General features: G+C 67.5%; 19 protein-coding genes. 10 read left to right on the forward strand and 9 right to left on the reverse strand.

The window, feature by feature from the left end; all coding sequences use genetic code 11:
* The first annotated feature begins 58 nt into the window (after nt 1-58).
* From WS89_RS02525 to WS89_RS02545, 5 genes are all read left to right on the forward strand, one after another.
* Nucleotides 59-1,267, forward strand: coding sequence for a glycosyltransferase (locus tag WS89_RS02525; RefSeq protein WP_059789396.1), 1,209 nt, complete (start codon nt 59-61; stop codon nt 1,265-1,267).
* A 199-nt stretch (nt 1,268-1,466) separates the two neighbouring features.
* Complete coding sequence (locus tag WS89_RS02530; RefSeq protein WP_059789397.1) at nt 1,467-3,275, forward strand: alpha/beta hydrolase; 1,809 nt, start codon at nt 1,467-1,469, stop codon at nt 3,273-3,275.
* A 105-nt stretch (nt 3,276-3,380) separates the two neighbouring features.
* Nucleotides 3,381-4,574, forward strand: a complete 1,194-nt coding sequence (locus tag WS89_RS02535; RefSeq protein WP_257128104.1) for an acyltransferase family protein — start codon at nt 3,381-3,383, stop codon at nt 4,572-4,574.
* A 158-nt stretch (nt 4,575-4,732) separates the two neighbouring features.
* Nucleotides 4,733-5,947 (forward strand): glycosyltransferase, encoded by a 1,215-nt coding sequence (locus WS89_RS02540; protein ID WP_082741789.1) that lies wholly within the window; start codon nt 4,733-4,735, stop codon nt 5,945-5,947.
* A 100-nt stretch (nt 5,948-6,047) separates the two neighbouring features.
* Entirely contained in the window at nt 6,048-7,337 is a 1,290-nt protein-coding gene (locus WS89_RS02545) for a hypothetical protein (RefSeq protein ID WP_059789398.1), read from the forward strand.
* Between the two features lie 24 nt (nt 7,338-7,361).
* Here the strand turns inward: WS89_RS02545 and WS89_RS02550 are convergent, their stop codons facing one another.
* Nucleotides 7,362-8,927 carry a mannose-1-phosphate guanylyltransferase/mannose-6-phosphate isomerase gene (locus WS89_RS02550; RefSeq protein ID WP_059789399.1) on the reverse strand — a complete coding sequence of 522 codons (1,566 nt, stop codon included), beginning with the start codon at nt 8,925-8,927 and terminating at the stop codon, nt 7,362-7,364.
* Nucleotides 8,924-9,502 carry a hypothetical protein gene (locus tag WS89_RS02555; RefSeq protein WP_059789400.1) on the reverse strand — a complete coding sequence of 193 codons (579 nt, stop codon included), beginning with the start codon at nt 9,500-9,502 and terminating at the stop codon, nt 8,924-8,926. Before WS89_RS02555 ends, WS89_RS02550 begins: the two co-directional genes overlap by 4 nt.
* Before the next feature lie 1,295 nt (nt 9,503-10,797).
* Here WS89_RS02555 and WS89_RS02565 point away from each other — a divergent pair.
* Nucleotides 10,798-12,189 carry a sigma-54 dependent transcriptional regulator gene (locus WS89_RS02565; RefSeq protein WP_034204976.1) on the forward strand — a complete coding sequence of 464 codons (1,392 nt, stop codon included), beginning with the start codon at nt 10,798-10,800 and terminating at the stop codon, nt 12,187-12,189.
* A 39-nt stretch (nt 12,190-12,228) separates the two neighbouring features.
* On the opposite strand, the gene WS89_RS02570 is transcribed toward WS89_RS02565, so the two are convergent.
* The 6 genes from WS89_RS02570 to WS89_RS02595 all read right to left on the reverse strand — a co-directional run bounded on the left by WS89_RS02570 (nt 12,229) and on the right by WS89_RS02595 (nt 19,142).
* Nucleotides 12,229-14,682 (reverse strand): glycoside hydrolase family 2 protein, encoded by a 2,454-nt coding sequence (locus tag WS89_RS02570; protein WP_257128105.1) that lies wholly within the window; start codon nt 14,680-14,682, stop codon nt 12,229-12,231.
* A gap of 29 nt (nt 14,683-14,711) precedes the next feature.
* Entirely contained in the window at nt 14,712-15,767 is a 1,056-nt protein-coding gene (locus tag WS89_RS02575; RefSeq protein WP_059789711.1) for a DUF1839 family protein, read from the reverse strand.
* Entirely contained in the window at nt 15,764-16,738 is a 975-nt protein-coding gene (locus WS89_RS02580) for an amino acid--[acyl-carrier-protein] ligase (protein WP_059500687.1), read from the reverse strand. The genes WS89_RS02575 and WS89_RS02580 overlap by 4 nt, the downstream gene beginning before the upstream one ends.
* Entirely contained in the window at nt 16,735-17,931 is a 1,197-nt protein-coding gene (locus WS89_RS02585; protein WP_059500686.1) for an acyl-CoA dehydrogenase family protein, read from the reverse strand. Before WS89_RS02585 ends, WS89_RS02580 begins: the two co-directional genes overlap by 4 nt.
* Entirely contained in the window at nt 17,928-18,179 is a 252-nt protein-coding gene (locus tag WS89_RS02590) for an acyl carrier protein (protein WP_006490451.1), read from the reverse strand. The genes WS89_RS02585 and WS89_RS02590 overlap by 4 nt, the downstream gene beginning before the upstream one ends.
* Nucleotides 18,180-18,359: 180 nt before the next feature.
* Nucleotides 18,360-19,142: a Crp/Fnr family transcriptional regulator gene (locus WS89_RS02595; protein ID WP_059500685.1), complete on the reverse strand. Its 783-nt coding sequence runs from the start codon at nt 19,140-19,142 to the stop codon at nt 18,360-18,362.
* A 920-nt stretch (nt 19,143-20,062) separates the two neighbouring features.
* Here WS89_RS02595 and WS89_RS02600 point away from each other — a divergent pair.
* From WS89_RS02600 to polX, 4 genes are all read left to right on the forward strand, one after another.
* On the forward strand, nt 20,063-20,845 hold the full coding sequence (locus WS89_RS02600) for a Crp/Fnr family transcriptional regulator (protein ID WP_059500684.1): 783 nt from the start codon (nt 20,063-20,065) through the stop codon (nt 20,843-20,845).
* 11 nt (nt 20,846-20,856) lie between these two features.
* Nucleotides 20,857-22,263 carry an undecaprenyl-phosphate glucose phosphotransferase gene (locus WS89_RS02605; RefSeq protein WP_059789712.1) on the forward strand — a complete coding sequence of 469 codons (1,407 nt, stop codon included), beginning with the start codon at nt 20,857-20,859 and terminating at the stop codon, nt 22,261-22,263.
* A gap of 383 nt (nt 22,264-22,646) precedes the next feature.
* Nucleotides 22,647-23,039, forward strand: coding sequence for a TraR/DksA family transcriptional regulator (locus tag WS89_RS02610; protein WP_059500683.1), 393 nt, complete (start codon nt 22,647-22,649; stop codon nt 23,037-23,039).
* 150 nt (nt 23,040-23,189) lie between these two features.
* On the forward strand, nt 23,190-24,965 hold the full coding sequence (gene polX, locus WS89_RS02615; protein WP_059500682.1) for a DNA polymerase/3'-5' exonuclease PolX: 1,776 nt from the start codon (nt 23,190-23,192) through the stop codon (nt 24,963-24,965).
* A 45-nt stretch (nt 24,966-25,010) separates the two neighbouring features.
* On the opposite strand, the gene ald is transcribed toward polX, so the two are convergent.
* Nucleotides 25,011-26,126, reverse strand: coding sequence for an alanine dehydrogenase (gene ald / locus WS89_RS02620; protein WP_059789402.1), 1,116 nt, complete (start codon nt 26,124-26,126; stop codon nt 25,011-25,013).
* Nucleotides 26,127-26,132: the final 6 nt, after the last annotated feature.

Here is a 26,132-nt window from a genome sequence, read left to right on the forward strand (position 1 = left end):
GGCGTGGACCGGCGGGACATGGAATCGGGAAGGTTTCGGATCGTAGGGGAGGTCACTCGTGAAAAACCGGGTGCTGATGGTGATGACGCGGGACATTCCGCAGGACGTATCGAACGGACGGGAGCGCACGTTGAGCTTCATCCGGAAGGCAATCGGCGACCACATGGACGTAACCGAATTCAAGATCCGCTCGGTGTTCGAGGACGGCGGCTGGCGCGCGAAGATCGGCGCGGCGGTGCGGGTCGGATGGAGCGTGTTGCGCGGCGCGCCGTGCGCGCTTCAGGTGGCGATGTTTTCGCATCCGCGCAAGCGCACGGCGCTGCTGCGCGCCGTCGAGGCGATCAGGCCGGACGTGATCTATTTCGACGGCATCCGGCTCGTCGATTACGCGATCCTGGTGCGGCGCAGCGTGCCCGGCTGCCGGATCGTCGTGGATTTCGACGATCTCATGTCGCGCCGCGCAAACATCCTGCGCGAGCAGGATTTGCCGTTGTCGGCCGGGTATCTGGAGAAGTCGATTCCGGGGCCGTTCGTCAGGCTCGCCAACGCGAGGCTGGTTCGCAACGCATTCCTCGGCTATGAAGCATTCGCGCTGAAACGGCAGGAGCGCGCGGCGATCGGCTCGTCGCATGCCGTCACGCTCGTTTCGACCGAGGACGCGCAGTCGCTGCGGCGGTCCCTCACGAACGACGAGGCCGTGAAGACGCACGTGATCGCGCCGCCGATGCATGCGCTGGTGCCGATGCGGCGTCCGGCGGCGCCGTTCCGGTTCGTCTTCATCGGTTCGGACCGGCAGTTGCAGAACCGGCTCGCGATCGAATTCCTGGTGGCGTTGTGGGCGCGTATCCGGCCGGCCACGCCGCTGGTGATCTACGGGCGCATGGCCGGCCGGTACGCACCCGTTCCGAACGTCGAGTTCGCCGGGTTCGCGCCGACACAGGCGGATGTCTACACCGAGTGCTCGATCGCGTTGTGTCCTGCTTTTCTGCGTGGCGGCATCAAGTCGAAGGTGCTGGAGGCGGTTTCGTACGGTTGCGTGCCGGTCGGCAACGAAGCCGCGTTCGAAGGACTCGGATTCCACGACGATGCGCTGGCGATGAGCGACACGAGACTGGAGCGGTTCGTCGCCGATCCGACCGCGGATCTGGATCGCGTCGTGGCGGCGGCCACGCGCTTCGCCGCGTACTGCGAGCAGCATTTCAGCATGCCCGTATTCGATCGTCGGTGGCGCGAGCTGATCGCGCCGCCGGCAGGCAGCCCGTCGTGACGGGCGCCGCAACGAAGAGGAGGGCCCCGATGGCGTGATCCGAACGGCTCGCGGGTGGCCGGCTTCCGGACCTTGCATGTGCGGCATGGATACCGGAAAGGGGAAGGCTTCCGCGGGAGATTTGCCGTCCTGCGGCCGACCGGTTCAGCGGTCGGGCCGCAGGGCGCCGTACCCATTCTTCACCGATACCTAATAGAAAATGAGACCGATCATATTTGACGGGCGGTTCGGATGGCTGCATCCGGGCAGCGGGACGCGGGGTGTCGTCCTGTGCAACGCGTACGGACACGAATCCGTCTGGAGTCACGGCGGCATGCGGAATCTGGCGGATCGCCTGTCCGCGCGCGGGATGCCGGTGCTGCGTTTCGATTACCGCGGCACCGGCGATTCCGCCGGGGCCGATGGCGCGAACGACCAGTTCGAAACGGCCGTCGACGACGTGTGTGCGGCCATCTCGCGATTGCGCGAGGAAACCGGCGTGACCCGCGTGACGCTGTGCGGCCTGCGGCTGGGCGCGGCATTCGCGCTGCTTGCGGCGGACCGGGACGACGTCGATCGGCTGGTGTTGCTGGCGCCGGTGGCGAGCGGGCGCAGCTACGTGCGCGAGCTGTCGATCATGCGCAATATCTGGCTCGACCAGTTGCCGGCGCCGCTGCGCGCGGCCCAGCCGCAAGACGCGCCGCTCAACGTGCTCGGGCAGGTCTACAGTGCGGCGTTCCGTACGCGGCTCAATGCATTCGACGCGATCGACGCGTTGAAGGACCGCACGGGTGCGCCGGCATCGGAAACGCTGATCGTCGACATGAGCGGCGGCGGTACCGAACCGCTGCGCAAACGGCTCGAAGCGCTGGGCGGCAAAGTCGAGCAAAGGCCGTTCGAAGGCTATGCGGCGTTCATGCAGGAAACGACGTTCTCGCGCTTGCCGACGCGCGTGTTCGATGCCGTCGTCGACTGGATCGCGGCCACCGATGGCCCGCAGCGACCGGCGGCGCGCACCGCGCAGAAAACGGACTGGGAGCCCGACCTGATGCTGCGCACGCCGGAAGCCTGCGAGCAGCCGGTTCGATTCGGGGCGGCCGGCCGCCTGTTCGGCATTCTGTGCACGCCGCACGAGATGCACGACCGGGGGCCGGTGGTGCTGATCACGAACACGTCGGCCAGTCCGCACGTCGGCGACAGCCGGCTGTCAGTGCGGATCGCCCGCGAGCTCGCGCGCCGCGGCATCGCGTCGCTGCGGTTCGACGGACGCGGGATCGGCGACAGTTCGCCGGCGCAAGACGGCGCGCCGCTCGATGCGCCCCAGCCGGTCTATTCGAGCGCCGTCGTCGACGACGTGGCGACGGCAGCCCACTGGTTGAAGGAGCAAGGGTATCGGCAGGTCGTGTCGTTCGGCATCTGCTCGGGCGCATACAGCGCGTTGCGTGCGGCGCTCGCGGGACGCGCACTGTCGGGCGTCATATCGGTGAACCTGCAGCGTTTCCACATGCCCGACGGCATCTCGACCGACGCGCTGCGCGAGCATCGTCCCAATTCGATGGCCGGCTACCGGTCGTCGTTCTTCGAGCTGAAGAAGTGGAAGCAGGTGCTGAGCGGCGATCGAAAGATCATGCCGTTCGTCCGGCTCGTGCTGAAGCGCTCGACGACGACGCTGGCCGTGCGAATCGGCGCATGGCGACGCCGGATCGCCGGCTGGTCGTGCGCGGACACGACCCCGGTCGATCCGCACGAGATCCTGCGTGCGCTCCAGCGCAAGGAGGTGAGCACGTTGTTCGTCTGCGGCGCATACGACAGCAGCCTCGATCTGGTGACGATGTATTTCGGCCCGCGCGGAAAGCGGCTGTCGCGATTTGCCGGTGCGCGCGCCGTCGTACTCGACGATCTCGATCACAGTGTGTTCGGTTCGCATGCCGCCGACGCGGTGGTCGGGCTGTGCAGCGAATTCGTCAAGGGGCTCGAATCGCGTCGCGCGACGGCGGCGACGATCATCAACGCGGAGTCGCCGGCATGACCGGACCGACGCGGGGCTGTGTCACATGTCGCACAGTCGCCGCATCGGTGCGGTGATACGGTAACGCGTCTGTCCTCCGCCGACGCCGGCAACCTCTACGCGACCATGACGATGCATTCCGAACCTTCCGGACGTCTGGACCATATCGATGCGATGCGCGCCGTCGCGGTCCTGCTCGTCATCTGGACGCACTATGCCGAGCGGTTCGTCGCGCTGGCGGGCGCTCAGCAGTGGCTCGACACGCTGCAGCGCTCCGTCAATTTCGGGCGGATCGGCGTGGTGGTCTTTTTCGGCATCAGCGGCCTGTTGATTCCGGTCAGTTTGCGCGGGCCGGTCCGACCAGGCACACGGCGCTTCCTGATCCGCCGTTTCCTGCGGCTGTATCCGGCATTCTGGTTGTCCATTCCGATCGGCTGCGTCGTCTTCTGGACGCTGTTCGGCAAACCGGTGAGCGCGACGCTGCTGATCGCCAATGCGACGATGATCCCGACCGCGTTCGGTCAGGAGCCGGTCATGGGGCATTACTGGACGCTCGAAACGGAGCTGTATTTCTACGGGCTTTGCCTCGTGCTGTTCTGGTGGGGCGGGCTGCATCGGATGCGCGACCTGTCGCTCGCCTGCATCGGGCTGTGCGCGGTGTTCGTGACGACCGTCGCGCTGCACGTCTTTCCCGACGACACGCTGGGCCAGTACAAGGCCATGTCGTATCACCTCGCGATCATGTTCTGGGGCGCATGTTTTCGTCAGGCCTACGACCGGCCGCTCGACACGCTGCGGGTGAGAGGGGGGCGGGGCGAACACGCCGGCATCGCGCTGACGTACCGATGCGTGGCGGGGCTGCTGACCGCGATGATCGTCGGCGTGGCGCTCGTCGGCGCGGCCAACGACTGGCGCCATCACAACGTCGATCATCTGCCGTCGTCGCTGGCTTATGTGGTCGGCGTCGCGATCTTCGTGGCGATGGCGACGGTATTGAAAGTCCGCGCGCGCGCGATGGCGAAGCTCGGCGAGGTCAGCTACTCGATTTACCTGTTTCACGCGATCCCGCTGTTCGGGTTCTACTGGCTGTGCGAACACTACAGATGGACCGGATGGCCGCTGGGCGTCTACATGATCGTTCCGGTCGTGCCGTTGATTGCGTTGTCGTATCTGAGCTACCGGTATTGCGAAGCGCCCTGTGTGCGGCTCGCGCATCGCTTGACCGCATCGCGGCGGCGCGGCGGCGATCTGCCGGTCGACAATCGGTCGGTCGATGCGACGCCGGGCCCGGTGCGAAGCGGCTGGCGCGCGGACGGATGAAATGGCTTGGAACGGCTTGGAACGGCGATCTCGCGTTGCCGATACGAATGGAATGGACGATACGGAGCGCAGACGATGCTGACGAGTACGGTGGTGCATGACGATGGCGGCGGCATGCCGCGATACCGGGTGGTTCGATGCACGTTCGGGATGCCGAATTGAACGGGTGGTCGTCGATCGGCTCCCGCGCGGAGGCGACGCGCGTCGTCGTCGTCAACGACTACGCGCGCAAGGGCGGCGCGGAGGAGGTCTACCAGACCTCCATCGAGGTGTTGCGCAAGATCCCGGACGTGGACGTGTACTCGTTCGACGAGACGAATTTCGCGGCGGGCGAAGGCGCGTTCGCGCGCGGCTGGAACCGCGCCGCGGCGGGCGCACTGGCGACGTTGCTCGACGACGTGCGTCCGCATCGCGTGCTCGTGCACAACTATCACAATTTGCTGACGCAATCGATCCTGCCGGTACTCGCACGGCGGCGCCGCGAGCAGGGATTTCGCACGTATCTCACGTGTCACGACTACCATCTGGTGTTCTACAACCCGAACCTGCTCGCCTATCGCAACGGGCGGCTGGTGCCGGTTCCGGTCGATGCGCTGTCGAATCCGGCGCGCCTGTTCGCGCTGGCGAGCCCGCGCGGGCGGCTGCACGACACGGTGAAGAAACTGCACTGGCACGCGGTGTACGCGTATTGCAATCCGCGGAACGTGTTCGACCTTTTCCTGTGCCCGAGTCCGTACATGCGCATGGCGCTGACGCAACGCGGCATCACGCGCACCGCACTGCTGCCGAATCCGGTGAGCACGCTGGCGGAGCCGTTCCCGCCGCGCGTATGCGATCGCGAGCAGTTCGATCTCGCCTATGTGGGGCGGCTCGATGCGGAGAAGGGCATACACGAGTTCATCGAACTGGCTCGCCGGACCGCGTTCCGCCGTATCGGCAGTCTGACGCTGTACGGCGACGGCACACTGCGCACGCAGCTCGAAACGTGCCACCAGGATCTGGTTCAGGCCGGCCGGTTGCGTTTCGCCGGGCGACTCGGCCACGGCGAGCTGTTTCACGCACTGCGCGCGCACGATGCGCTGGTGCTGCCGTCGGTCTGGGCCGAAAACGCGCCGCTCGTGCTGGTCGAGGCCGCCACGCTGGGGCTGCCGGTGCTCGCGCACGAGATCGGCAGCCTGTCGACGTTCGGTAGCGAGATCGGCAACAAGATCCTGTACCGGAATTCGCCGGACGGCCTGACGAATGCGTTCGACGAATTGGGTCGTCATTTGCGCATCGCCGATCGGCACTACGATTGTTCGGCGTACACGCCGTCGCGCTACGCGGCGCAGCTTGCATCGTGGATGGGGCTCGGCGGGCAGCAGGGCGGTTAGCGGCGCGCAGCGGATGCGTCGACCTGGGCCGGGTTCGGCCAGGATACATCGCGGCCGCGCGTTCGTCCCGCGGCCGCGATACTTGATCAAGAGGAGCGTTATGCGGGCATTGCGACGCATCGTGGCGGTCGCCCTTGGCGCACTGGCGTTGTCGGCCGTCTACGGTCATTGCCAGGGCGGCGAGCGCGTGATGGCGCTCGCGCCGGCCAATACGTCCGGCAGCCCCGATTTCAAGGGCTCGTCGAACGGGCTGCTCGCCGGCACGACGTCGATATCGAAAATCGACGTGCACACGTTGCTGTACCCGGGCAGCACGACGCAGGTGCTCGCGCACTACCTTCCATGGTGGGGCCCCGACCGGCGCGGTGTGAACGTCGGCTATCGATCCGACGATCCCCGCCAGGCGTTTCGCACCTTCGCCGACATGCGTTCGAGAGGCATCGACGGCGTGATCGTGGATTGGTACGGCGAGGGCCATTTCGTCGACACGGCGTGGCAGGCATCGCTGCCCGAACTCGCGAAGTTTCCCGGGATGACGTTCTCGATCATGATCGACAGCGGTTCCTTCAAGTTCAATGCGTGCCGCGGCTGCGACCTGACCGCGACGATCCTGCACAACCTCGCGTACATCAGCCGCGAATACTTCACGTCGAGCCAGTATCTGCGCTACAACGGCCATCCGGTCGTGTCCGAGTTCGGGATGGACGCGGTCGGCAAGGCCGACTGGGCACGGATTCACGCGGCGTACCCCGACGTCTACTGGATTCATACGTTGGTGCAGGGCTTCGATCTTCCGTACAGCAAGGGCGCGTACGTGTGGACGCAGCCGTCGCCGCGCGCCGCGCCGCAAGCGGTCGGCATACGGCGCGACCTGCTGTATCGCGAGCGCTTCTACGACATCGCACGGAATCAGCCGCCAGGGACGATCACGGTCGGCGGCGTATGGAGCGGCTTCGACGATACGAAGGCATCGTGGGGCGCTGCGGCGCCGCGCTTTCTCGCGCCGTCGTGCGGCCGGACCTGGCTGGACACGTTCAGGACGATCAACGAGCGCTACAGCGTGCGGCAACAATTGCCGTTCGTTCAACTGATCACCTGGAACGACTACGAGGAAGGCAGCGCGCTCGAAACCGGCATCGCCAGTTGCACCGCAATCGACGCGCAGCCCGTGGGTGCGAGCCTGACCGTCAGGATCACCCATCCGGAGACCGTCGACCATCTCGAGCTGTACGAGCGGCTCGGCGACGGCGCGTTCGCGCTGGCCGGCCGCTATCCGGCCGACACGACGAGCATGCCGCTGCCGGGCGCCCGGGCGGGCACCTACTTCATCAAGGCCGTCGGCAAGCCGTTCATCCAGAACGTCGTGTCGACGGCGATCGTCGTGCGGTGACGCGCGGGCGCCATGCCCGTGCGGTCAGCACGCGTCGCCCGTCGACGGCGCGGCCAGCACGGCCGCCTTCCGCGTAGCCGGTTCCGGCGGTACGCAAGTCTCCCGGCCATACTGATCGTCGAAGCGGACGATATCGTCCTCGCCGAGATAGTCGCCCGATTGCACCTCGATGATTTCGAGCGGAATCCGGCCGGGATTCTCGAGTCGATGTACTTCGCCGACGGCGATGTACGTCGATTCGTTCTCGCACAGCAGGAACGTCTCGGCGCCGCGCGTCACCTTCGCGGTGCCGCGCACGACGATCCAGTGTTCGGCGCGGTGATAGTGCATCTGCAGCGACAGCCGCCTGCCGGGCTCGACGACGATCCGCTTCACCTGGAAGCGCTCGCCGAGATCGATCGAATCGTAATGGCCCCACGGCCGCTGCACCTTGCGGTGCTCGCTCGCCTGCGGGCGCCGGTCGGTCTTCAGGCGCGCGACGATGTTCTTCACGCGCTGCACGTCGTGCTTGTTCGCCACCAGCACCGCATCGGCCGTCTCGATCACGACGACGTCCTTCATCCCGACGCACGCGATGAGGCGGCCTTCCGAGCGCACCAGGCTGTCCTGCGTATCCTCGAACACGATGGGGCCGCGCGCGACGTTGCCGTGATCGTCCTTCGGCATGATTTCCCAGATCGCGTCCCATGTGCCGACGTCCGACCAGCCGGCCGCGAGCGGCACGACGATGCCTTCTATGCCGAGCTCGCCGTGTTCCGCGAGGCGCTCCATCACCGCATAGTCGATCGAATCCGACGGGCATGCGTCGAAGGCCGCCGCGTCGATCCGGAAGAACGGATCGTCGGCGACGCCCGCGCGCCACGCGCTCTCGCAGGCCGCATGAATGTCGGGCGCAAGCGCGCCGATGGCCTTCAGCCAGACCGATGCGCGCGTGACGAAGATCCCGCTGTTCCACCAGTAATCGCCCGATTGCAGATAGCGTTCGGCGAGCGTCGCGTCGGGTTTTTCGACGAAACGCCCGATCGCGTAACCGCCCTGGCTGCCGTGGTGGCCCGAACGCGGCTCGCCGACCTGGATGTAGCCGTAGCCCGTCTCCGCGCGGCGCGGCAGCACGCCGAGCGTGACGATCGCGCCTTCCTGCGCATAGCGTGCCGCACGTGCGATCGCGTCCTGGAACGCGCCGACGTCGACGATCACGTGATCGGCCGGCATCACGGCGAGCACGGGATCGTCCGCGAGCGCACTCGCGTCGAGCGCGGCGAGCGTCAGCGCGGGCGCGGTGTTGCGCGCGGCCGGTTCCAGCAGGATGCGGGCGGGCGCCGAGCGGCCGTGCACCTGCTCGGCGCTCATGAAGCGATGCTGTTCGCCGCATACGAGCAGCAGCGTGTCGCCGAGCGATGCGTTCGCGATACCGTTCAGGCGGCGCGCCGTTGCCGACAGCGGCGACTCGTTCGATACCAGCTCGATCAGTTGCTTCGGATACTGCTCGCGCGACAGCGGCCACAGCCGCGTGCCGGAGCCGCCGGCGAGAATCACCGGCAGGATGCTCGGCAGATCGGGTTCGGGAACCGGACGAAGGGTGCGGGTCATCGGTTCGCTCCGGTATCGGCAGGGAGCAGGGTGCGCGCGCGGCCGTCGGCGCGCGCGTCGTCGTGGCGCGAGACCGAAACGGCTCGCGACAGCAGGTGACGCAGCGCGCCGGCCGCGCGGTCGGCCGACCGTATCATGCCGACGAACGGCGCGCCCTGTTCGAGATACGGCCCGTAGGCCTTGCGGAATCCGAACTGTTTGTAGAACGCCTGGCGCGGCGCGGGGACGTGCGTGCGCACCGCCGCCTCCGGCCATGCGGCCTGCGCGGCGGTGAGCGCGCGCCCGATCAGGCGTTCGAGCGTGTCGTCGTCGCGGCAGCTTTCGCTCGTCAGCACCTTGTCGATCACGACGTCCGGATCGATGTCGTCGCCGGGCAGGATGCGTGCGTAGGCCGCGACTTCCATCGCGTCGCCGTCGCGCACGCTCGCATAGACGTGCAGCGCGCCCGCGTCCTTGCCGTCGATGTCGAGATGCGTGTGCGCGTCCTCGACCACCAGCACGGCGTTGCGCGCGCGCAGGATTGCATAGAGATCGACGGCGCTCAGATGTTCGAATTCACAACAATGCCATTCCATGATGCTGTCCTCGCGTGATGCCTTCGGCACGCCGCGCGGATGCGGTCGATCCGTGCGGCGCGGCGATCTTCATCATCCCGATGCGTGGTGCAGCGGTCTGTTCGAAAGCGCACTCACGCTCCGGATTCGCAGGCGCGGCGCGGGATACCAGGCGATGCGCGCGGCACGGGAGCGTCGCAATGTGCGGTAGCACACACCGTCGGGGCCAGTGCTTTTTCATAATTGGTTCATCGTGGCGGCCTGCAATGAAGCGCGCCCGGCCGACATCGCACGCAAACCGCGCGCCGGGAGACGGGGCCGAGATTGCATCGTTGACGACGGACCGGCTGCGCGCAGGAGTGCCGGGCGCTGGCTCGCCGCCGATCGCATCGTGCACACCGGGCGAGGTGATCCCCCCGCCATCCGATCGCCATCCTGCACGCCCGCAAGGGGGCGCTGCTGCTCGCGCGCTTGCACCGCCGCGGTGATCTGCCGGTGGGGGCGCTTCGGGCCGGGACCTGCGGGCGGGCGGATCGCGCAAGGATGGCCATCATGCTGCACCGCACGACGCGCGGGCCGCCGCCCGGTATCCGGCCAGCCGGCAGGATTTCGCCGAAAAGCGCCTGCGCGGCGCGATGCCGGTGATTACGACGTGTAACGGCCGGGTGGCCGGCGCGCCGGCGGGAGGCGATGCGGCGACCCGGGGGCGCGCGCGATTATGCGGTCCGCGGAGCACGGTACTTTGCTTTTTGGGAGATTTCGATGGAAATCGCGGGCAATCGACCGGATCAATCTTGCGGAAAAGTAGTATTTGCCACTGATTGACGGGAATGGTCATAGATAATCAAATCTCAGTGGTCAAAAGCGCGGAGCGCCGGGCCACGAGCAGCGTAACCGACTGATTCACGTTTATCTTTTGGTAACAAGGCCAACTGGCAACGGGGTGTAAATTCAGGTGCGGATGAAATGGGGCGGGCGATCCGGGCGCGGTTTGGCCGCCCTCCGGCTCGGCATTGGGTGCGACCGTCGTGTACGATGCGACGCCCATGCGGGTCGGCGTTTCCGTGTGCCGACGTGCCCCGCCTGACGGCGGGTCGCTTCAAAGCCGGAATGTCATGGCTCCTGCAGTCGCGCATTCCGTTCGAGTTCGATGACAACGAGGCCGGATGACAGCCGGCTCGATCTCCGGGGGTTCTCGCCGTGTGCAGTTTCGATCTTCGCCAAAGCTGCGGAAACGCAGCGCGGAAAGGCGGCCATGCGCCGCCGGCCGCAGCGCACGCGAACGGTTCGCGGAGTGCGGAAAGTGATGGTTCGTTATGAATATGCCAATAACGCGCGATAAGAGCGCCGGCGTGGGGAGCGGTAACGGGCAGCGTCCGCTGATTTACTGGACGCAGTCGCCGTCCGTGATGCTGCGAAAGGAATTGTCGCGCCGCGACTGGAAAGTGTCGGTCGTCGCGCATGCGAACGAGCTGCGCGACACGTCCGGCGAAATTACCTGCGGCATTCTCGACTTGAGCGGCGGCCACGCCGATGCGATCGGCAGCATCGCGTCGACCTGCGCGTCGATGCGCGACGTCGTCTGGGTGGCGCTCGTGGATGCCGGCCAGACTGCGTCGCCGAACGTGCGCGCGCTGTTGCGCGACTACTGCTTCGACTACGTCACGCTGCCGGCGTCGCACCAGCGGATTGCCGATACGGTCGGCCACGCCTACGGCATGGAATGCCTGTTCGCGCGCGATCGCGAACAGCTCGAATCGGAGGAAAAGGGCATCGTCGGCACCTGCAGCGCGATGCTGCGGCTGTTCGATACGGTGCGGCGTTTCGCGCGCACCGACGCACCGGTGTTCGTGTTCGGCGAAACGGGAACGGGCAAGGAGCTCACGGCCGTCGCGATCCACCGTCATTCGGAGCGGCGCAACGGCCCGTTCGTCGCGGTCAACTGCGGCGCGATTCCGCCGCATCTGCTGCAATCGGAACTATTCGGCTACGAGCGCGGCGCGTTTACCGGCGCGAACGCGCGCAAGATCGGCTACGTCGAGGCCGCGAACGGCGGCACGCTGCTGCTCGACGAAATCGGCGACCTTCCCCACGAAAGCCAGGCGAGCCTGCTGCGGTTTCTGCAGGAACGCGCGATTCATCGGCTTGGCGGCAGCGATCCGGTACCGGTCGATGTCCGGATCGTGTCGGCGACGCACGTCGATCTGCGCGATGCGATGGAGGAAGGGCGCTTTCGCGCCGACCTGTTCCACCGTCTGTGCGTGATGCGCATCGATCAGCCGCCGCTGCGCGCGCGCGGCAAGGACATCGAACTGCTCGCGCATCACATGCTCGAGCGCTTTCGCGGCGATGCGCGCCATCGCGTGCGCGGGTTCTCGACGGATGCGATCACGGCGCTCTACAAGCACGACTGGCCGGGCAACGTCCGCGAATTGATCAACCGCGTGCGCCGGGCGGTCGTGATGACGGAAGGGCGTCTGATCACCGCGCAGGATCTCGAGCTCGAATACTGTCTCGACGCGGCGTCGCCGTCGGTGGCCGACATCCGCAAGTCGATCGAGCGCGAAGCGATCGAAACCGCGTTGCTGCGCACGCGCGGGCGCGTCGCCGCTTCCGCGCGCGAACTCGGCGTGTCGCGCGCGACGCTGTATCGCTGGATGGAGGCGTACGGCATCGAGCGGCCGCGCAGCACGGGCTCGTCCGACTGATACGCGGCAGCGCGACGCTCGCGGCGGCCGCGAGCGTCGTCACCCGGCCTGGCTGGCCCGCACCGCGCGCGCGGCGTTCACGGCCCGGATTTCCACCGCGGGCGGCGCATCGCCGTCGGCCGCCGCGGGCTTTCCGTCGATTCGCAATGGAATGAGCGCGATGCGCGCCGGCGTGCCGGGCGCGAGATGGAACCAGTCGTCGCTCGGCATGAAACCCGGTGCGTCGATCTGCACGTGGCGTGCGACATGCCGCGTGTCGATGTCGACGTGCCAGGTCTCGCCGGTGCGCGATACGCATGCCTCGATCCCCGGTTCGCGACGCGCCAGCACGGCAGGATGCGTGCGGGACGGGAAATGGAACGCCTGCGACAGCAGCGTGCCGTCGTCGGCGCGCAGTGTCGCGACGACCGTATCGTGTTCGCAGGGGCCGAAGCGGTACGCGTAGGTCCAGTCGAAGAAGCGGCCGAGCAGTTCGGCCGAGCCGAGCCGCACCGTGTCGTGCGCGGCGATCCGCACCGGGCAGCCGGCTCGTGCGACCGGCGTACGGCCGTCGCGTAGCGCGACCAGGTCGATCGCGGCCGACAGCGGCGCCGGGCGCTCGTTGACCACGTGCACGTCGAGCCCGTTCAGGCCTTCGTCCACGAGCAGCACCTGGATCGGCTGCAGCACCTGGCGCAGCGCATACCATGCCGATTTCGGGCGGTGCGCGGCGTCGATCACGCCCCATCCGGCGCCCGGCATCACGTCCTGGAACTGCCACACGAGCGCGCCGGCGCAACGCGAACCGGTGCGTCGCCATTCGGAAAACGTCTCGCGCATCACGTCCGCGATCACCGCACGCGACAGCTCGAAGTAGCGCGCCGGATCCTCGCGTCGCAGCCGGTCGGGCGCGACGTCGTACAGCGTCTGCAGATAGTGGTCGCGGATATCGTCGAAATCCCACGACGTGCCGGGGTCGCGCGGCACGGCCGCCTTCCAGCGCGGCTCGTGCACGCCGGGCCAGCCGAGTTCCGCGAGCGTCGCATCGCACGGCACGTTCGCGAACGCGAGGCATTCGCTCGCGAAGCGCACGTCCGCGCGGCGCGCGTCGTCGAGCGGACGCAGGTACGCGCCGACGCCGTAGTAGTGCGACACGCGTTCGCGCGGCGTGAACGGCAGCACGCCGCCGTCGGGCGAATCGGGCACGTACGGGACATCGGGGCGGTGCGCGGCCGCGTGGCCGGCCAGCCGGTCGGCCGTCAGCTCGACGAAGCGCTGCTTCGGCCCGAGCCCCGACATCGCGGCCTGTTGCGCGATCTCGCTGCCGCCGCACAGCACCGCAAGCGACGGCGAAGCGCCGTGACGCGAAAGGAGCTGGCTCGCTTCGCGATCGACGTTGGCCGCGAACTCGGGATCGTCGAGCGCGTAATCGAAGTTCGCGAAACCGAAGTCCTGCCAGACCAGCAGCCCGAGCCGGTCGCACCATGCGTGGAACGCGTCGGCCTCGTAGGTCATCGTGCCGCCGACGCGGATCATGTTGAAGCCGGCGTCGCGTGCGAGCCCGAGCAGGCGGGCGTAGGTCGCGTCGTCGGCGTGCAGCGCGAGCGGCGCGGCGCTGCTCCAGCATGCGCCGCGCGCGAACACCGGCACGCCATTGATGCGCAGCCCGAACCCCTTGCCGTCGATGCCGGAATCGATCTCGATCGTGCGGAAACCCGTCGAGCCGAGCGACCGGCGCGCGGCGCCGATATGCAGCACGACCTCGTAGAGCGCCGGGTCGCCGTGCGTATGCGGCCACCAGCGACGCACGTTCGGTATCGCAACGCTTGCGCGCAGTTGGTCGATGTCGGCACGTTCGAGCGTCGCGTGATGGTCGCCGCACGACAGCCGTGCCGCGAACGCGTCGGGCAGCGGCGCGGCGAACGTCAGTTCCGCGTCGAGCCAGCCCGTGTCGCCTTCGATACGGGCATGCAGTTTGCAATCGGCCAGAACGGGGCCGTCGGCCGGATCGAGCACCTCGACGGGCCGCCACGGGCCGGTGGGTACATACGGCGGAAACCAGCCCGGCATGTGCCCGAACAGCGACGTGCGGATCGTGCGCAATGCGGCGGGTTCGGCGAGCCGCGTGCGCCAGCGCGCACGGCGCGGCGCGCGCGCGTCGCGCAGATGCGGCGCGAGCGCGCGGAAGCAGATGGTCAGCCGGTGCGTGCCGTCGAGCGACACGGGCACGTCGTGAGCGACGAACATGCTGTCCGAGCGGTGGATCGGCGTGTCGTCGAGCCATGCGTGGGCGAGCGTCGCGAGGCCGTGAAAGCGCAGGATGCGCGGTCCGCGCCCGCGCAGCTCGAGCCGGTACCAGTGATCGCGCTCGTCGAGCGACGCGGCTTCGTCGAGCCGGCCGGCCAGCGCGAGCGCCTGCGCGACCGTGCCGGGCACCGGCGCCGCAATCCAGCTGCCGCGATCGGCCGGGAGGTCGCGCGGTTCGCGCACGGCGCCCGCGGCCGTCGCCAGCATCGACCATGCGGGCAGGGGGCGCGCGCGCGTCACCGCATGGCCGACACGGGTGCGGTGTCGGCGCGCACGGGCGTCACGTGCCGCAGCGGCGCGCCGATCTGCCGAGCGCACGCGACGAGGTCGGCATACGCGACCTCGATCGCTTCGAGCGTCGAATCGCCGTATTCTTCCTTGCCGCGTGCGCACGCGCGCGCGAGCCGGAATTCGAGCACCATCGCCTCGGACGCGATGCGATCGCACGCGGCGCGGATTTCGGCGAACGGTCCGGTGCAGCCGCTCGCTTGCAGCCAGCGTGCATAGTGGCCGAATAGTTCGAAATTCGCGCCGAGCTGCCGCACCGAATTGAACGAGTACGCGTGGAAGCGCTCGAGCGGCGCGCCCGCGAGGATGCGCGCGTCGGTCTGCAACTGCCGGCGGAACGCCGCGATCGGATCGACGATCGGCAGGCGCCGCAGGTGGCGCTGCAACGCGGCGAGCGAGGCTTCGCACAGCGCGCGTTCGTCGAGCGGTGCAAAGCGTCGCTTCGCGCATTCGACGTACGGCGGCAGCGTCATCGGCGAGCTCGCGCCGACGAGCCCGTTGTAGTCGAAATCCTCGGCGACGTAATAGCCGCTGTTGTGGAAGTAGCCGATCTGGTGCTTCGCACGGTCGATCGCGTCGATGCCGATCGTCGTCTTCGTGTGCTGCGTGCGGTAGCTGCTGCCGCGCGTATCGGGCAGGAACCACGCGTCGACCTCGACGATCATCAGGTGGCCGCGCGCGACCTGCGTCTCGATGTGCTGGTCGAGCGGCTCGTAGATCGAATGTTCCTGCACGACGATCCCGTAGAGCCGCTCCAGCTCGTCGTGCGGAAACTTGAAGAACGTGAACTGGTCGCCCTCGAAATCGAGCGCGATCGTAAACGGCAGCGCCGCATACGGATTGAGACCCCACCACCGGAGCACCTCGAGCCACATGTCGACATAGCAGTTGGTCTGCTTCCAGACCATCTCCTGACTGTGCAGCGGGTGCGGCCGGTAGTGGCGTGCGCGGTGGCGCACCCCCTCGAACGACGCGTCTTCGCCGTCGCGGGAAACGAACCTCATGGCGTGCCCCACAGCACGTCGCGGACCGCTTGCGGCCAGGCGTCGATGTCGAAGCCGTGGTGGCGGAACAGCGCGAGCGTGAGCCGTTCGAGGCCGAAGCCGACGCAGCCCGTGTGCGCGACGTCGCCCGTCGCGGTGCGGATGTCCCACAGCAGCCCGAAATGGTCCATGTGGTAGTTGAAGCTCAGGCACGCAGTCTGCCGGCCGTCGTGCTCGATCGGAATCAGCAGCTCGAACTTCAGGTTCTGCTCGCGCTGGCTGTTCGCGACGATCTTGCCGCCGCGCCCGAAGAACGGATCGTTCGCGAGATCGATCGCATTCGGCAGGTGCAGCGCTTCGATCATCCGCGTGCCGCGTTCCATCCACGTCTCGCGGAACGAGACGATCTGCTCGGGCGTGCCGATCCGCACGTATTCGCGCATCCGGAACAGCTGCATGCGGGTCGGGTCGAGCGACGGTTCGTGACGGAAGCAGTACGAGAACACGTCGACGATCCGGCCGTCGGCGGGCAGCGCCCCCGCGCGCGCGACGACGGGATACACGGGGTAGCACGCGGCCGGCGTCATCACGACGTAGGTCGGCTTCTGGTTTTCGGTCCAGTCGTCGCCGCGATCGAGGCATTGCAGCACGCGCTGGTGCTGGCGTTCGTCGCCGCAGAACGCGTGCACGCTGCCCGCCAGTTGCGGGAAGCTCTTCATGTATTCGCTGCGCTCGAACTCGGTGCGGCTCATCGCCGGCGGGAAGCGCAGCACTTCGGCCTGCTGGTCGGCGCCGAGGCGCGTGACGAACGCGTCGAGCGCTTCGACCACGCGCTCGAATCGTTCGCTGCGGCCGAACAGGCCCTGGATGCCGGTCGAAACCAGCAGGCCTGCGTCGATCAGCGCATCGCGCAGCGGATTGACGCCCGCACGGTCGAGCGGTGCGTCGGCGGGGACGGAGGCGGCGGAGGGCACGGCGAGGCGATCGTTCACGTATGTTTCTCCAGCGTGGCGGGACGCAGGGCGAGCAACAGGCTCGCGGTGTTGGCGGCAATGCGGTCGTTGCTGATCATCAGCGGCGCCGCGTGCAGGTCGCGAATGTGGCGGCCGATGCTGAACGGCGTGCCTTGCTTGTAGCCGGCCATCCCGCAGATCATCATCGCCTGGTGCGCGACTTCGAGCGCGGTCGCCGACACGTAGGTCTTCAGCGTATTGATCTCGGCGGCCCAGGCCATGCCGGCCGACCACGAGCGGGCCGACGCGTTCGCGTGGAGGCGCAGCACGTTGTCGACGCGGGCCTGCATCGCCTGCATCAGCGCGAGCGATTCGGCGATGCGTCGCGCGGCGGGTGACGGTGCGCCGTCGGTCTGGCGCGCCTGCGCGCGGAAGAACTGATGCGCGCGATGGAATGCGTCGCCGGCCACGCCGATCCACACCGCGGCCCACAGGATGTGCGAGACCGGCACCATCGTTTCCTCGGCGATCTTCGCGAACGGCACCGGCAGGCATTGCACGGCGGCGCCTTGCGCGTCGAGCACGAAGCCGTTGCTGCACGTGCCGCGCATGCCGAGCGTGTCCCATTCGCCGCGGCGCGTGAGCGTATAGCCGTCGCGCAGCAGCGTGACGAGCACCTGCTCGGAAGCCGGCGCGTCCGCATCGCGTCGCGCGGTGGCGAGAATACCGTCCGCGTAGTCGCCGTACGAGATCGTCGGCGCGGATTTGTGCAACCGGAACCCGCTGGCGTCGATTTCGAGCGCGCACTGGCTCGCGCGCAGGTTGCCGCCGACGCCGTCTTCCGACGTGGCCGATGCGAGCAGCCACTGGTGACGCACGAGCTGCTGCAGGAACAGCTTGTGCCAGCCCTGGTCGGCGGCGTGGTCGACGATGCAGGCGACCTGGATCTGGTGCATCGCGAACACCATCGCCGACGATGCGCACGCCTGGCCGAGGATCGAGCAGGCCGACGCGATGTCTTCCAGCGACGCACCCGCGCCGCCGAGATGGGTCGGCACCATGGCGCCGAGCAGCCGGCGCGCGCGCATCGCCTCGATCGCCTCGACGGGGCAGCGCGCGTCGCGATCGACCGCATCGGCATGCTGGGCGGCGATCTGTGCGACGGCATGCGCGGCCTCGTCGAGCCGATGCGAATCGCTGTTGGACGCGAGTTCGGGAAGCAGCGCGCTCATGCGGAGTGCTCGGTGCGTTGCAGCGTGGCGATCGTGTCCGCGAGTGCGTCGATGCTGCGGAACAGGTTGCGGTTCAGCATCTCGTCGGGAATCTCGATGTTGAACTGCTTTTCGATCGCGAGCATCAACTGGATCGTATCGAGCGAGGAGAGGCCCGCTTCGTAGAGGTCGTCCCCGTCGCCGATCGAATCGATCGCGGCTTCGAGGTGGGCGACGTGCTTCAGGATGGTTCTGATTTCGTTTTTCACGTGCTGCTCCGGCATGCGTGGTGTCGTCCGCTCGGGCAGACGCGCGATAAGCGCTGACATCCCCCCGGCAGTCCGGCATCAGTAGACCATCGGTGGACACGGCGTTCTGTTCGCCACCCTACAAACAGCTGACCCGGCACGCCGGCGGCGCAGAAGCGCCGTCCCGGCCCGGTGCGCCGGTCACGCGCGCGACGCGGCCGGCACGCCCGAGTCGGCCGACAGGATGCGCTTCATCTCGTCGCGCACGATCGCGCGGCAGCCGCACGACATTTTTTCGAGGCCGTCGAGGTCCGCGAGCTCGATCGAGCTGCGGTATTGCCGGATCAGGCCGAGCTTCTGGATTTCGCCGGCTGCGTCCGTGACCGTTTCGCGCCGCACGCCGAGCATTTGCGCGAGCATGCTGTGCGTCACCTGGATCTCGATGCTGCGCGTGCGGTCGAACGCGAGCAGGAACCATCTGCACAACTGATGTTTTAGCACGTGATGACGGCTGCAGAACGTGATCTGCGAGACCTGCGCCATCAGCAGCCGCACGCCGACGAACACGAGATGGCGGATCACCGGCGACGCATCGAACGCGGCCGCGAAGACGCGCCGGTCGAGCCGGTAGACGAAACCGTCGCGGCACGCGACCGCGCGGCAGGGCATCCGGCCGCTGCCGCCGATCACGTCGTCGCAGACCACGCCTTCGCTGCCGATCTCCGCGACCTCCAGCGTCATGCCGCCGGACGACACGTACTGCAGCGAAATCGCGTTCGTGACCGGCAGGTAGACCGCGGCGAGCATTTCGCCGGGTTCGCATAGCACCTGCCCGGATTTCAGGTGAACGAGCTGCAGGTGGGGTGTCAGCGTGGCGAGTTCGTCGCGGTCGATGGCCGCGAGAAACCGGTTGGCGTCGAAGCTGTGGGAAAGCTCGATCACGCCGTTCGCATACGCGACGGCGTCGGCGGCCTGGTGAGTCACGGCGCATCCTCGCAGGTTGGCGGTCGCGCGTCGTTTCGGCGAACCCCGGAACGGGATTTCGCACGATCGTGCGGACTTTTGTTGATCAAAAACGGAATGACGATACTCGCGAAAAAGGCTAGCACGCAATTGAATTCGAGCAATTCCGCATTCTGTCATTTCACAAAGTTTGACGATTGCAATTGAGCCGGAACGTTATGTCGATTTAATGATTCGTTTTCCCGGAATTAATCATCCGGAAATGGAATCATGAGCCTGCTTGTCATTATATGTCGACCGGGAATCAATCGATCGACATGGCGAATCGTACAGCGAAAGTGGCGAGATGGCATTGAACATTATTTGACAAATTAATGGGGTCAACATGATTTGTCATTAAAATCAATGGCTTGATTGTGATATGTGCGGTAACGGACAGAGCCGCGAATTAGTGTATCGATTCAAATTTGAGACAGTTTGAAACGAGCGTGTGCGGTGCGGCGATGGCGCGAAATGCTGCGCTGCACATCAAGAAAACAATTGAAAATCGGCTGTAAGTATTTGAACGATAAGCGTCGCGGCCGCCAACCGGCCGTCCTGGCCCGAGGCAAGGGAATTGATCAGTCGAATGCTCGCTGTGTCCGTCGCGCGGGAGAGTGTCCGGAAATGAGACGCTTTTTGGGATTTGGGGACGGTTATTCGGCGGCTCTAAATCGGATGTGATTCATATATTAAGGACGGGCGGGTATTGGCACGTAAATCGCTTATTCGGGCTGGCGTGTCGAAACGGGGCAGTCGACTCAATTCGGCGATGACAAGCCGATGATCAGTCGGATTCAGGGTTGTGGGCCGCAACCGCTGTCAATGTCCGGGCGCGCATCGAGATAACGAGTTCCGTGCCTGCTGCTGCCGGCGGCGCGGACGATAAAAGGGATACAGACATGCTTCATCTTCACTCGAGCTATTCGGCGAACGCCATCCTTGCTGCCCTCCCGGAGGACAGCATCCGCGCCATCGCACCGCATCTCGAACTGGTCAGGATCAAGGCCGGGATGCTCGACCGGGTCGGCGAGCCGATGCGCCACCTGCATTTCCCGACGACGGCGATGATGTCGGTGCAGCACCTGATGGAGGACGGTGCGATGGTCGAAGTGGCGGTGGTCGGCCGTGAGGGTGTGGTCGGGCTGGGGACGCTGGTCGGCGGTGTCGCCGCATCGAACCGGGTCGAGGTGCGTATCGGCGGAATGGCCTATCGCGTGCCGAGTTGCGTGATGCGCGCCGAATTCGAGCGATCGGCGCAGACTTACCGGCTGCTGCTCAACACTTGCCAGGCGACGATGGCGCAGATCTCGCGCAGTGCGCTGTGCAACCGGCATCACTCGGTCAGCGAGCAACTCAGCCGCTGGCTGCTGCTCGCGCACGACCGGATCGACGGCGACGAGCTGGCCGTCACGCAGCAGACCATCGCGAACATGCTCGGCGTGCGGCGCGAGGGGGTGACGGAAGCGGCCGGGAACCTGCAGGAAGCCGGGCTGATCCGGCAACGCCGCGGCCGCATCACGGTGCTCGACCGGCACGGCCTCGAACATCAGGCGTGCGAGTGCTACGACCTGATTCGTGCCGACTATCGCCGGTTGCTCGGCACGCGCGCAAATGCGAGGCCGGCGACGGTTCGTCCGCGCATGCCGGATGCGCATTTCGGATTCCCCGCGCACGGTGCGTGACGATGCAGTCGATGTCCGGTGGAACGAATGCAATGCGGCGTGCCGCGATCGCGGCGGTCGACGTCGCGCTCGTGCTGGCCGGGACGCTCGTCGCGCAGGCGGCGTCGGGTCTCGGATGGCATGAACTGTCCGATGCGCAACGCGGTTCGATCGCGCTGCTGTGCGTGCTGACGGTGGCGTTGCTGCCGCGCTACTTGCGCACCGTGCCTGGCGGTGTGGCCGTGCAGGGCGGCGCGCACGTGCTGACGCACACGCTGGTGGCGGTGATGTGTGCGAGCGTGCTGACGGTGGCCGGCACGATGTGGATCATGAATCGCGGCGGCACGGTGACCACCCGCTGGATCGTGCGCACGGTGCTGGCCGGCGACGCGGCGCTGCTGCTCGGCCGCGCGGCGCTGCTGGCGCTCGCGCTGACGCGCGGCGACCCGCGTGCGCGGCAGCGCCGCGTCGCCGTCGTCGGCGCAACGGCTTACGGGCGCGTGGCGATCGAGCGGATGCAGCTCGCGCCGAACGGCCCGTTCGTGCCCGCATGCGTATTCGACGACGATGCGCAGGCCGCCGCGGGCGGCATCGGCGGCGTACCGGTGATCGACGACTGGAACACGCTTCGCGACCTGATTCGCGGCGGCGACATCGACGAGGTCTGGCTCACGCTGCCGATGTCGCACGAGTGGCGGATCCACCGCATCGTGCGCGAGTTGCGCGACGAGTTCGTCGAGTTGCGGCTGTTGCCCGACGTGCGGCAGATGGCGATCGTCGATCGCTCCGCGACCGACGTGCTCGGCATGCCGGCGATCAATCTCGCGACCACGCCGCGCTCCGCGCCGGAGTTGTGGGCAAAGTTCGCGTTCGACCGGCTGTTCGCGTTCGGCGTGCTGATTCCGTTGCTGCCGCTGCTGGCGCTGCTGGCGATCGCGGTCAAGCTGTCGTCGCCGGGGCCCGTGCTGTTCAGGCAGCGCCGCAAGGGCGTCGACGGCCGCGAGTTCGACATCCTGAAGTTCCGGACGATGCGCGTGCATCGCGCCCAGCCCGGCGTCGTGCGGCAGGCGTCGCGCAACGATGCACGCATCACGCGCGTCGGCGCGTTCCTGCGGCGCACGTCGCTCGACGAGCTGCCGCAGTTCTTCAACGTGCTGTTCGGGCAGATGTCGGTGGTCGGTCCGCGTCCGCACGCGATCGAGCACGACGACTTGTATCGGCAACTGATCGACTGCTACATGTACCGCTACCGCGTGCGGCCCGGCATCACCGGCTGGGCGCAGGTGAACGGCTATCGCGGCGAGACGCGCAAGATCGAGGCGATGGAGGCGCGCGTGAAGCTCGATCTGTTCTACATGCAGAACTGGAGCTTCTGGTTCGACATCAAGATCATCCTGATGACGGTGGTGCGCGGCTTCGTCGGGCGCAACGCGTTCTAAGGATGCCGAATCATCGAGGCGACGCCGTGCGCGCGATCGTATCGACTGCGTGATGCCGGTTCGCGAGCACGGAAGGATGCACCGTGGCCGCACGGGAAATTGCTGCGCTGCGGTTGCGCCGGCGGCCTTCGCGGTGCGCGCCGCAAGCCGGGATTGCGCGTCGGTCCCCAGTTTCCGCACCGCTGCCGCTGCATGACGGGTACGCCGATTTCGGTCAACACACGCGTGTTCAATGGGTTTATCCTGCGTCGAATGCGTCCGGCGTTTCGCACGTCCGGCCGCCCATCCGGATGCGGCGGCGCAGTCGTGCCTGCGTGCCGTGCACCGGCGCGGTACCGCGCGCCGCTCTTTTTTGCGCGGAACCCGGAACAGGAGAGACGGCCATGTCGCTCGACCCACAACAAAGGCAGACGCTGAAGCAGCGGCTGAACGAGAGCGAGCAGGCGCTGCGTGCGGAGATCCGCACGAGCGAAGACCAGCGCGCGTCGGAATCCTATGCGGATCTGGCCGGCGCGGCGCCGGACGAGGGCGACGAGGCGAACGCAGACCTGTTCGTCGACGTCGATCATGCATTGATCGGCATGAAGCTGACCGAGTTGCGCGCGATCGGCCGCGCCCAGCAGCGGATGCGCGACGGCAGTTACGGCGAATGCATCGACTGCGATGGCTCGGTCGGTTACGAGCGCCTGCTGGCGCGTCCGACCGCCGAGCGCTGCGCGCATTGCCAGTCGCTCTACGAGCGACGCTACGCGACGACGCCGCGCGCGTCGCTCTGACGTCGCGGCTTGAACCGCGCTGCACGCGACGCGCGGCCGGCGTAGGATGACCAACGGGCGCCCGGCGGCGTCGATATGCGGCGCCGGGCGGGCAGACGCCGCCGCGCACGCGCGCGGCGCGACATCCACGTGGAAGGAGCCACGCCGATCATGCCGATCCACAATGCCGAGTGCGCGGCCGTGTTCGCCGAGATCGCCGACATGCTCGAGATCCAGGGCGCCAACCCGTTTCGCGTGCGTGCGTACCGCAACGCCGCGCGCACGGTCGCCGACTACGGCCGCGATATCCCGACGATGATCGCGAACGGCGACGATCTCGCGAAGATTCCGTCGATCGGGGCCGATCTCGCGGCGAAGCTGCGCGAGATCGCCGCGACCGGCACCTGCGAACTGCAGCAGACCTTGCGTCATGCGTTACCGGGCGCGATCGTCGAACTGCTCGACGTGCCCGGGCTCGGCGCGAAACGCGTGAAGGCGCTGCATGACGCGCTGCACGTCGATTCGCTCGAACAGTTGCGCGCCGAAGCGAAGAGCGGGCATGTGCGCGAGCTGCCGGGCTTCGGCGCGAAAACCGAAGCGCATCTGCTCGAAGCGATCGACGATCGCCTGCAGCGCGAGCCGCAACGCTTTCTGCTGCCCGACGCCGCGCATGCGCTGATGCCGTTGCTCGAACGCCTGCGTGCGGTGGCCGGCGTCGGCAAGGCCGTGCCGGCCGGCAGCTTCCGCCGCCGCCGCGAGACGGTTGGCGATCTCGACATCCTCGTCACCGCACGCGAGCCGGTCGCGGTCGCCGAAGCGTTCGTCGGCCACGCCGACGTGGCGCGCGTGCTCGCGCACGGCAAGACCCGGTCGAGCGTGACGCTTGCCAGCGGGTTGCAGGTCGACCTGCGCGTCGTCGATGCCGATGCGTTCGGCGCGGCGCTCGTCTACTTCACGGGATCGAAGGCGCACAACATCGCGCTGCGCAGGATCGCGCAGGCCGGCGGCCTGAAGATCAACGAATACGGCGTGTTTCGCGGCGACGAGCGGATTGCCGGCGCGACGGAGGCATCGGTTTATGCGGCGATCGGGCTGCGCGAGGTGCCGCCCGAGTTGCGCGAGGACCGCGGCGAGGTCGATGCGTCGCGTGCCGGCACGCTGCCGGCGCTGGTCGAGCGCAAGCATCTCCACGGCGACCTGCACGCGCATACCGATGCATCGGCCGGCCGCGATGGCCTGCGCGCGATGGCCGACGCCGCGCGTGCACGCGGGCTCGCGTACCTGGCCGTCACCGACCGTGCCCCGCCCGATGGCGCTCGGGACGGCTTCGACTGGCTTGCGCGCCAGATCGACGAGATCGATCGCGTCAACGCGACGTTCGACGATTTCGTGTTGCTCAAGGGCGTGGAAGCCGGCATTCGCGAGGACGGCAGCCTCGACGTACCCGACGCGATGCTCGGCCGGCTCGATCTCGTGGTGGGTGCGGTACGCGACGGTTTCGACCTGCCGCGCGGCGCGCAGACCGATCGCATGCTGCGCGCGATGGACCATCCGCATTTCACGATTCTCGCGCACCCCACCGGCCGCGTGCTCGGCGAACGCGACGCCTGCGCACTCGATGTGCCGCGCGTGCTCGCGGGGGCCGCCGCGCGCGGCTGCTTCGTCGAACTCGATGCGCAGCCGCGGCGATTCGATCTGCCGGACGTCTGGTGCCGCGAGGCCGCGAAGGCCGGTGTACTGGTGGCGATCGGTTCGGATGCATGCAGCGCGGACGAACTCGACAACCTCGCGTTCGGTATCGATCAGGCGCGGCGTGGCTGGCTGACGAGGCAGGACGTGCTGAACACGCGCACGCTCGCGCAACTGCGGCCGCTGCTGGCGCGCACGATGGGCGGTGCGGGCAGCGCGGGCGGCGGCGCGAAGCGGAGCCGGTCGAAGGGCGCGTGAACGCAACGCGGCCGGCCGCGTTGCGTGCAACGCATGCCGGCATGGTCAAGCGAGCACGCCTATCGCCGGCACGTAGGGCAGGCCGAGCGCCAGTGCGACCGCTTCGTACGTGATGTGCCCGTCGCACACGTTCAGGCCCGCACGCAGATGCGGATCGTCGAGCATCGCCTGTTTCCAGCCCTTGTCGGCGAGCGCGAGCGCATGGCCGAGCGTTGCATTGTTCAGCGCAAAGGTCGACGTGCGCGCGACCGCGCCGGGCATGTTCGCGACGCAGTAGTGGACCACGCCGTCGACGACGAAGGTCGGCGCCGCGTGCGTGGTCGCATGCGAGGTCTCGAAGCATCCGCCCTGGTCGATCGCGACGTCGACGACGACCGCTCCCTTGCGCATCGTCGCGATCATGTCGCGCGTGACGAGCCGCGGCGCCGATGCGCCCGGCACCAGCACGGCGCCGATCACGACGTCGGCATCGCGCACGGCTTCGTCGACCGTTTGCGCATTCGAGCAGACGGTTGCGATCCGGTTGGCGAACACGAGATCGAGCTGGCGCAATCGGTTCACGTTGTTGTCGAGCACGGTGACGCGCGCGCCCAGGCCCACCGCCATCTGCAGCGCGCCGGTGCCCACGACGCCCGCGCCGAGCACGACGACGTGCGCGGCCGGCACGCCGGGCACGCCGGCCATCAGCAGGCCGCGGCCGCCGCGCGGGCTTTCGAGGTGGGTCGCCGCGACCTGGATCGACATGCGGCCGGCGACTTCGCTCATCGGGGCGAGCAACGGCAGGCCGCCGCCCGGGCCCGTCACGGTTTCGTACGCGATGCAGACCGCGCCGGATTTCACGAGCGCGGCGGCCTGATCGGGATCGGGCGCGAGATGCAGGTACGTATAGAGGATCTGGCCGCGCCGCAGCATCGCGCATTCGGCCGGCTGAGGCTCCTTGACCTTGATGATCATGTCGGCGCGCGCGAAGATTTCGTCGGCGCCGTCGCTGAGCGATGCGCCCGCTGCCGTGTAGTCGTCGTCGAGCAGGCCGATCGCCGTGCCCGCGCCGCGTTGCACGAGCACGCGATGGCCGTGCCGCACGAGTTCGCGCGCGCCGGCCGGCGTGAGGCCGACGCGGTACTCGTGGTTCTTGATCTCTTTCGGCACGCCGATCAGCATGAGTCG

It is taken from the genome of Burkholderia sp. MSMB1072, assembly GCF_001524725.1.
Classification (GTDB): domain Bacteria; phylum Pseudomonadota; class Gammaproteobacteria; order Burkholderiales; family Burkholderiaceae; genus Burkholderia.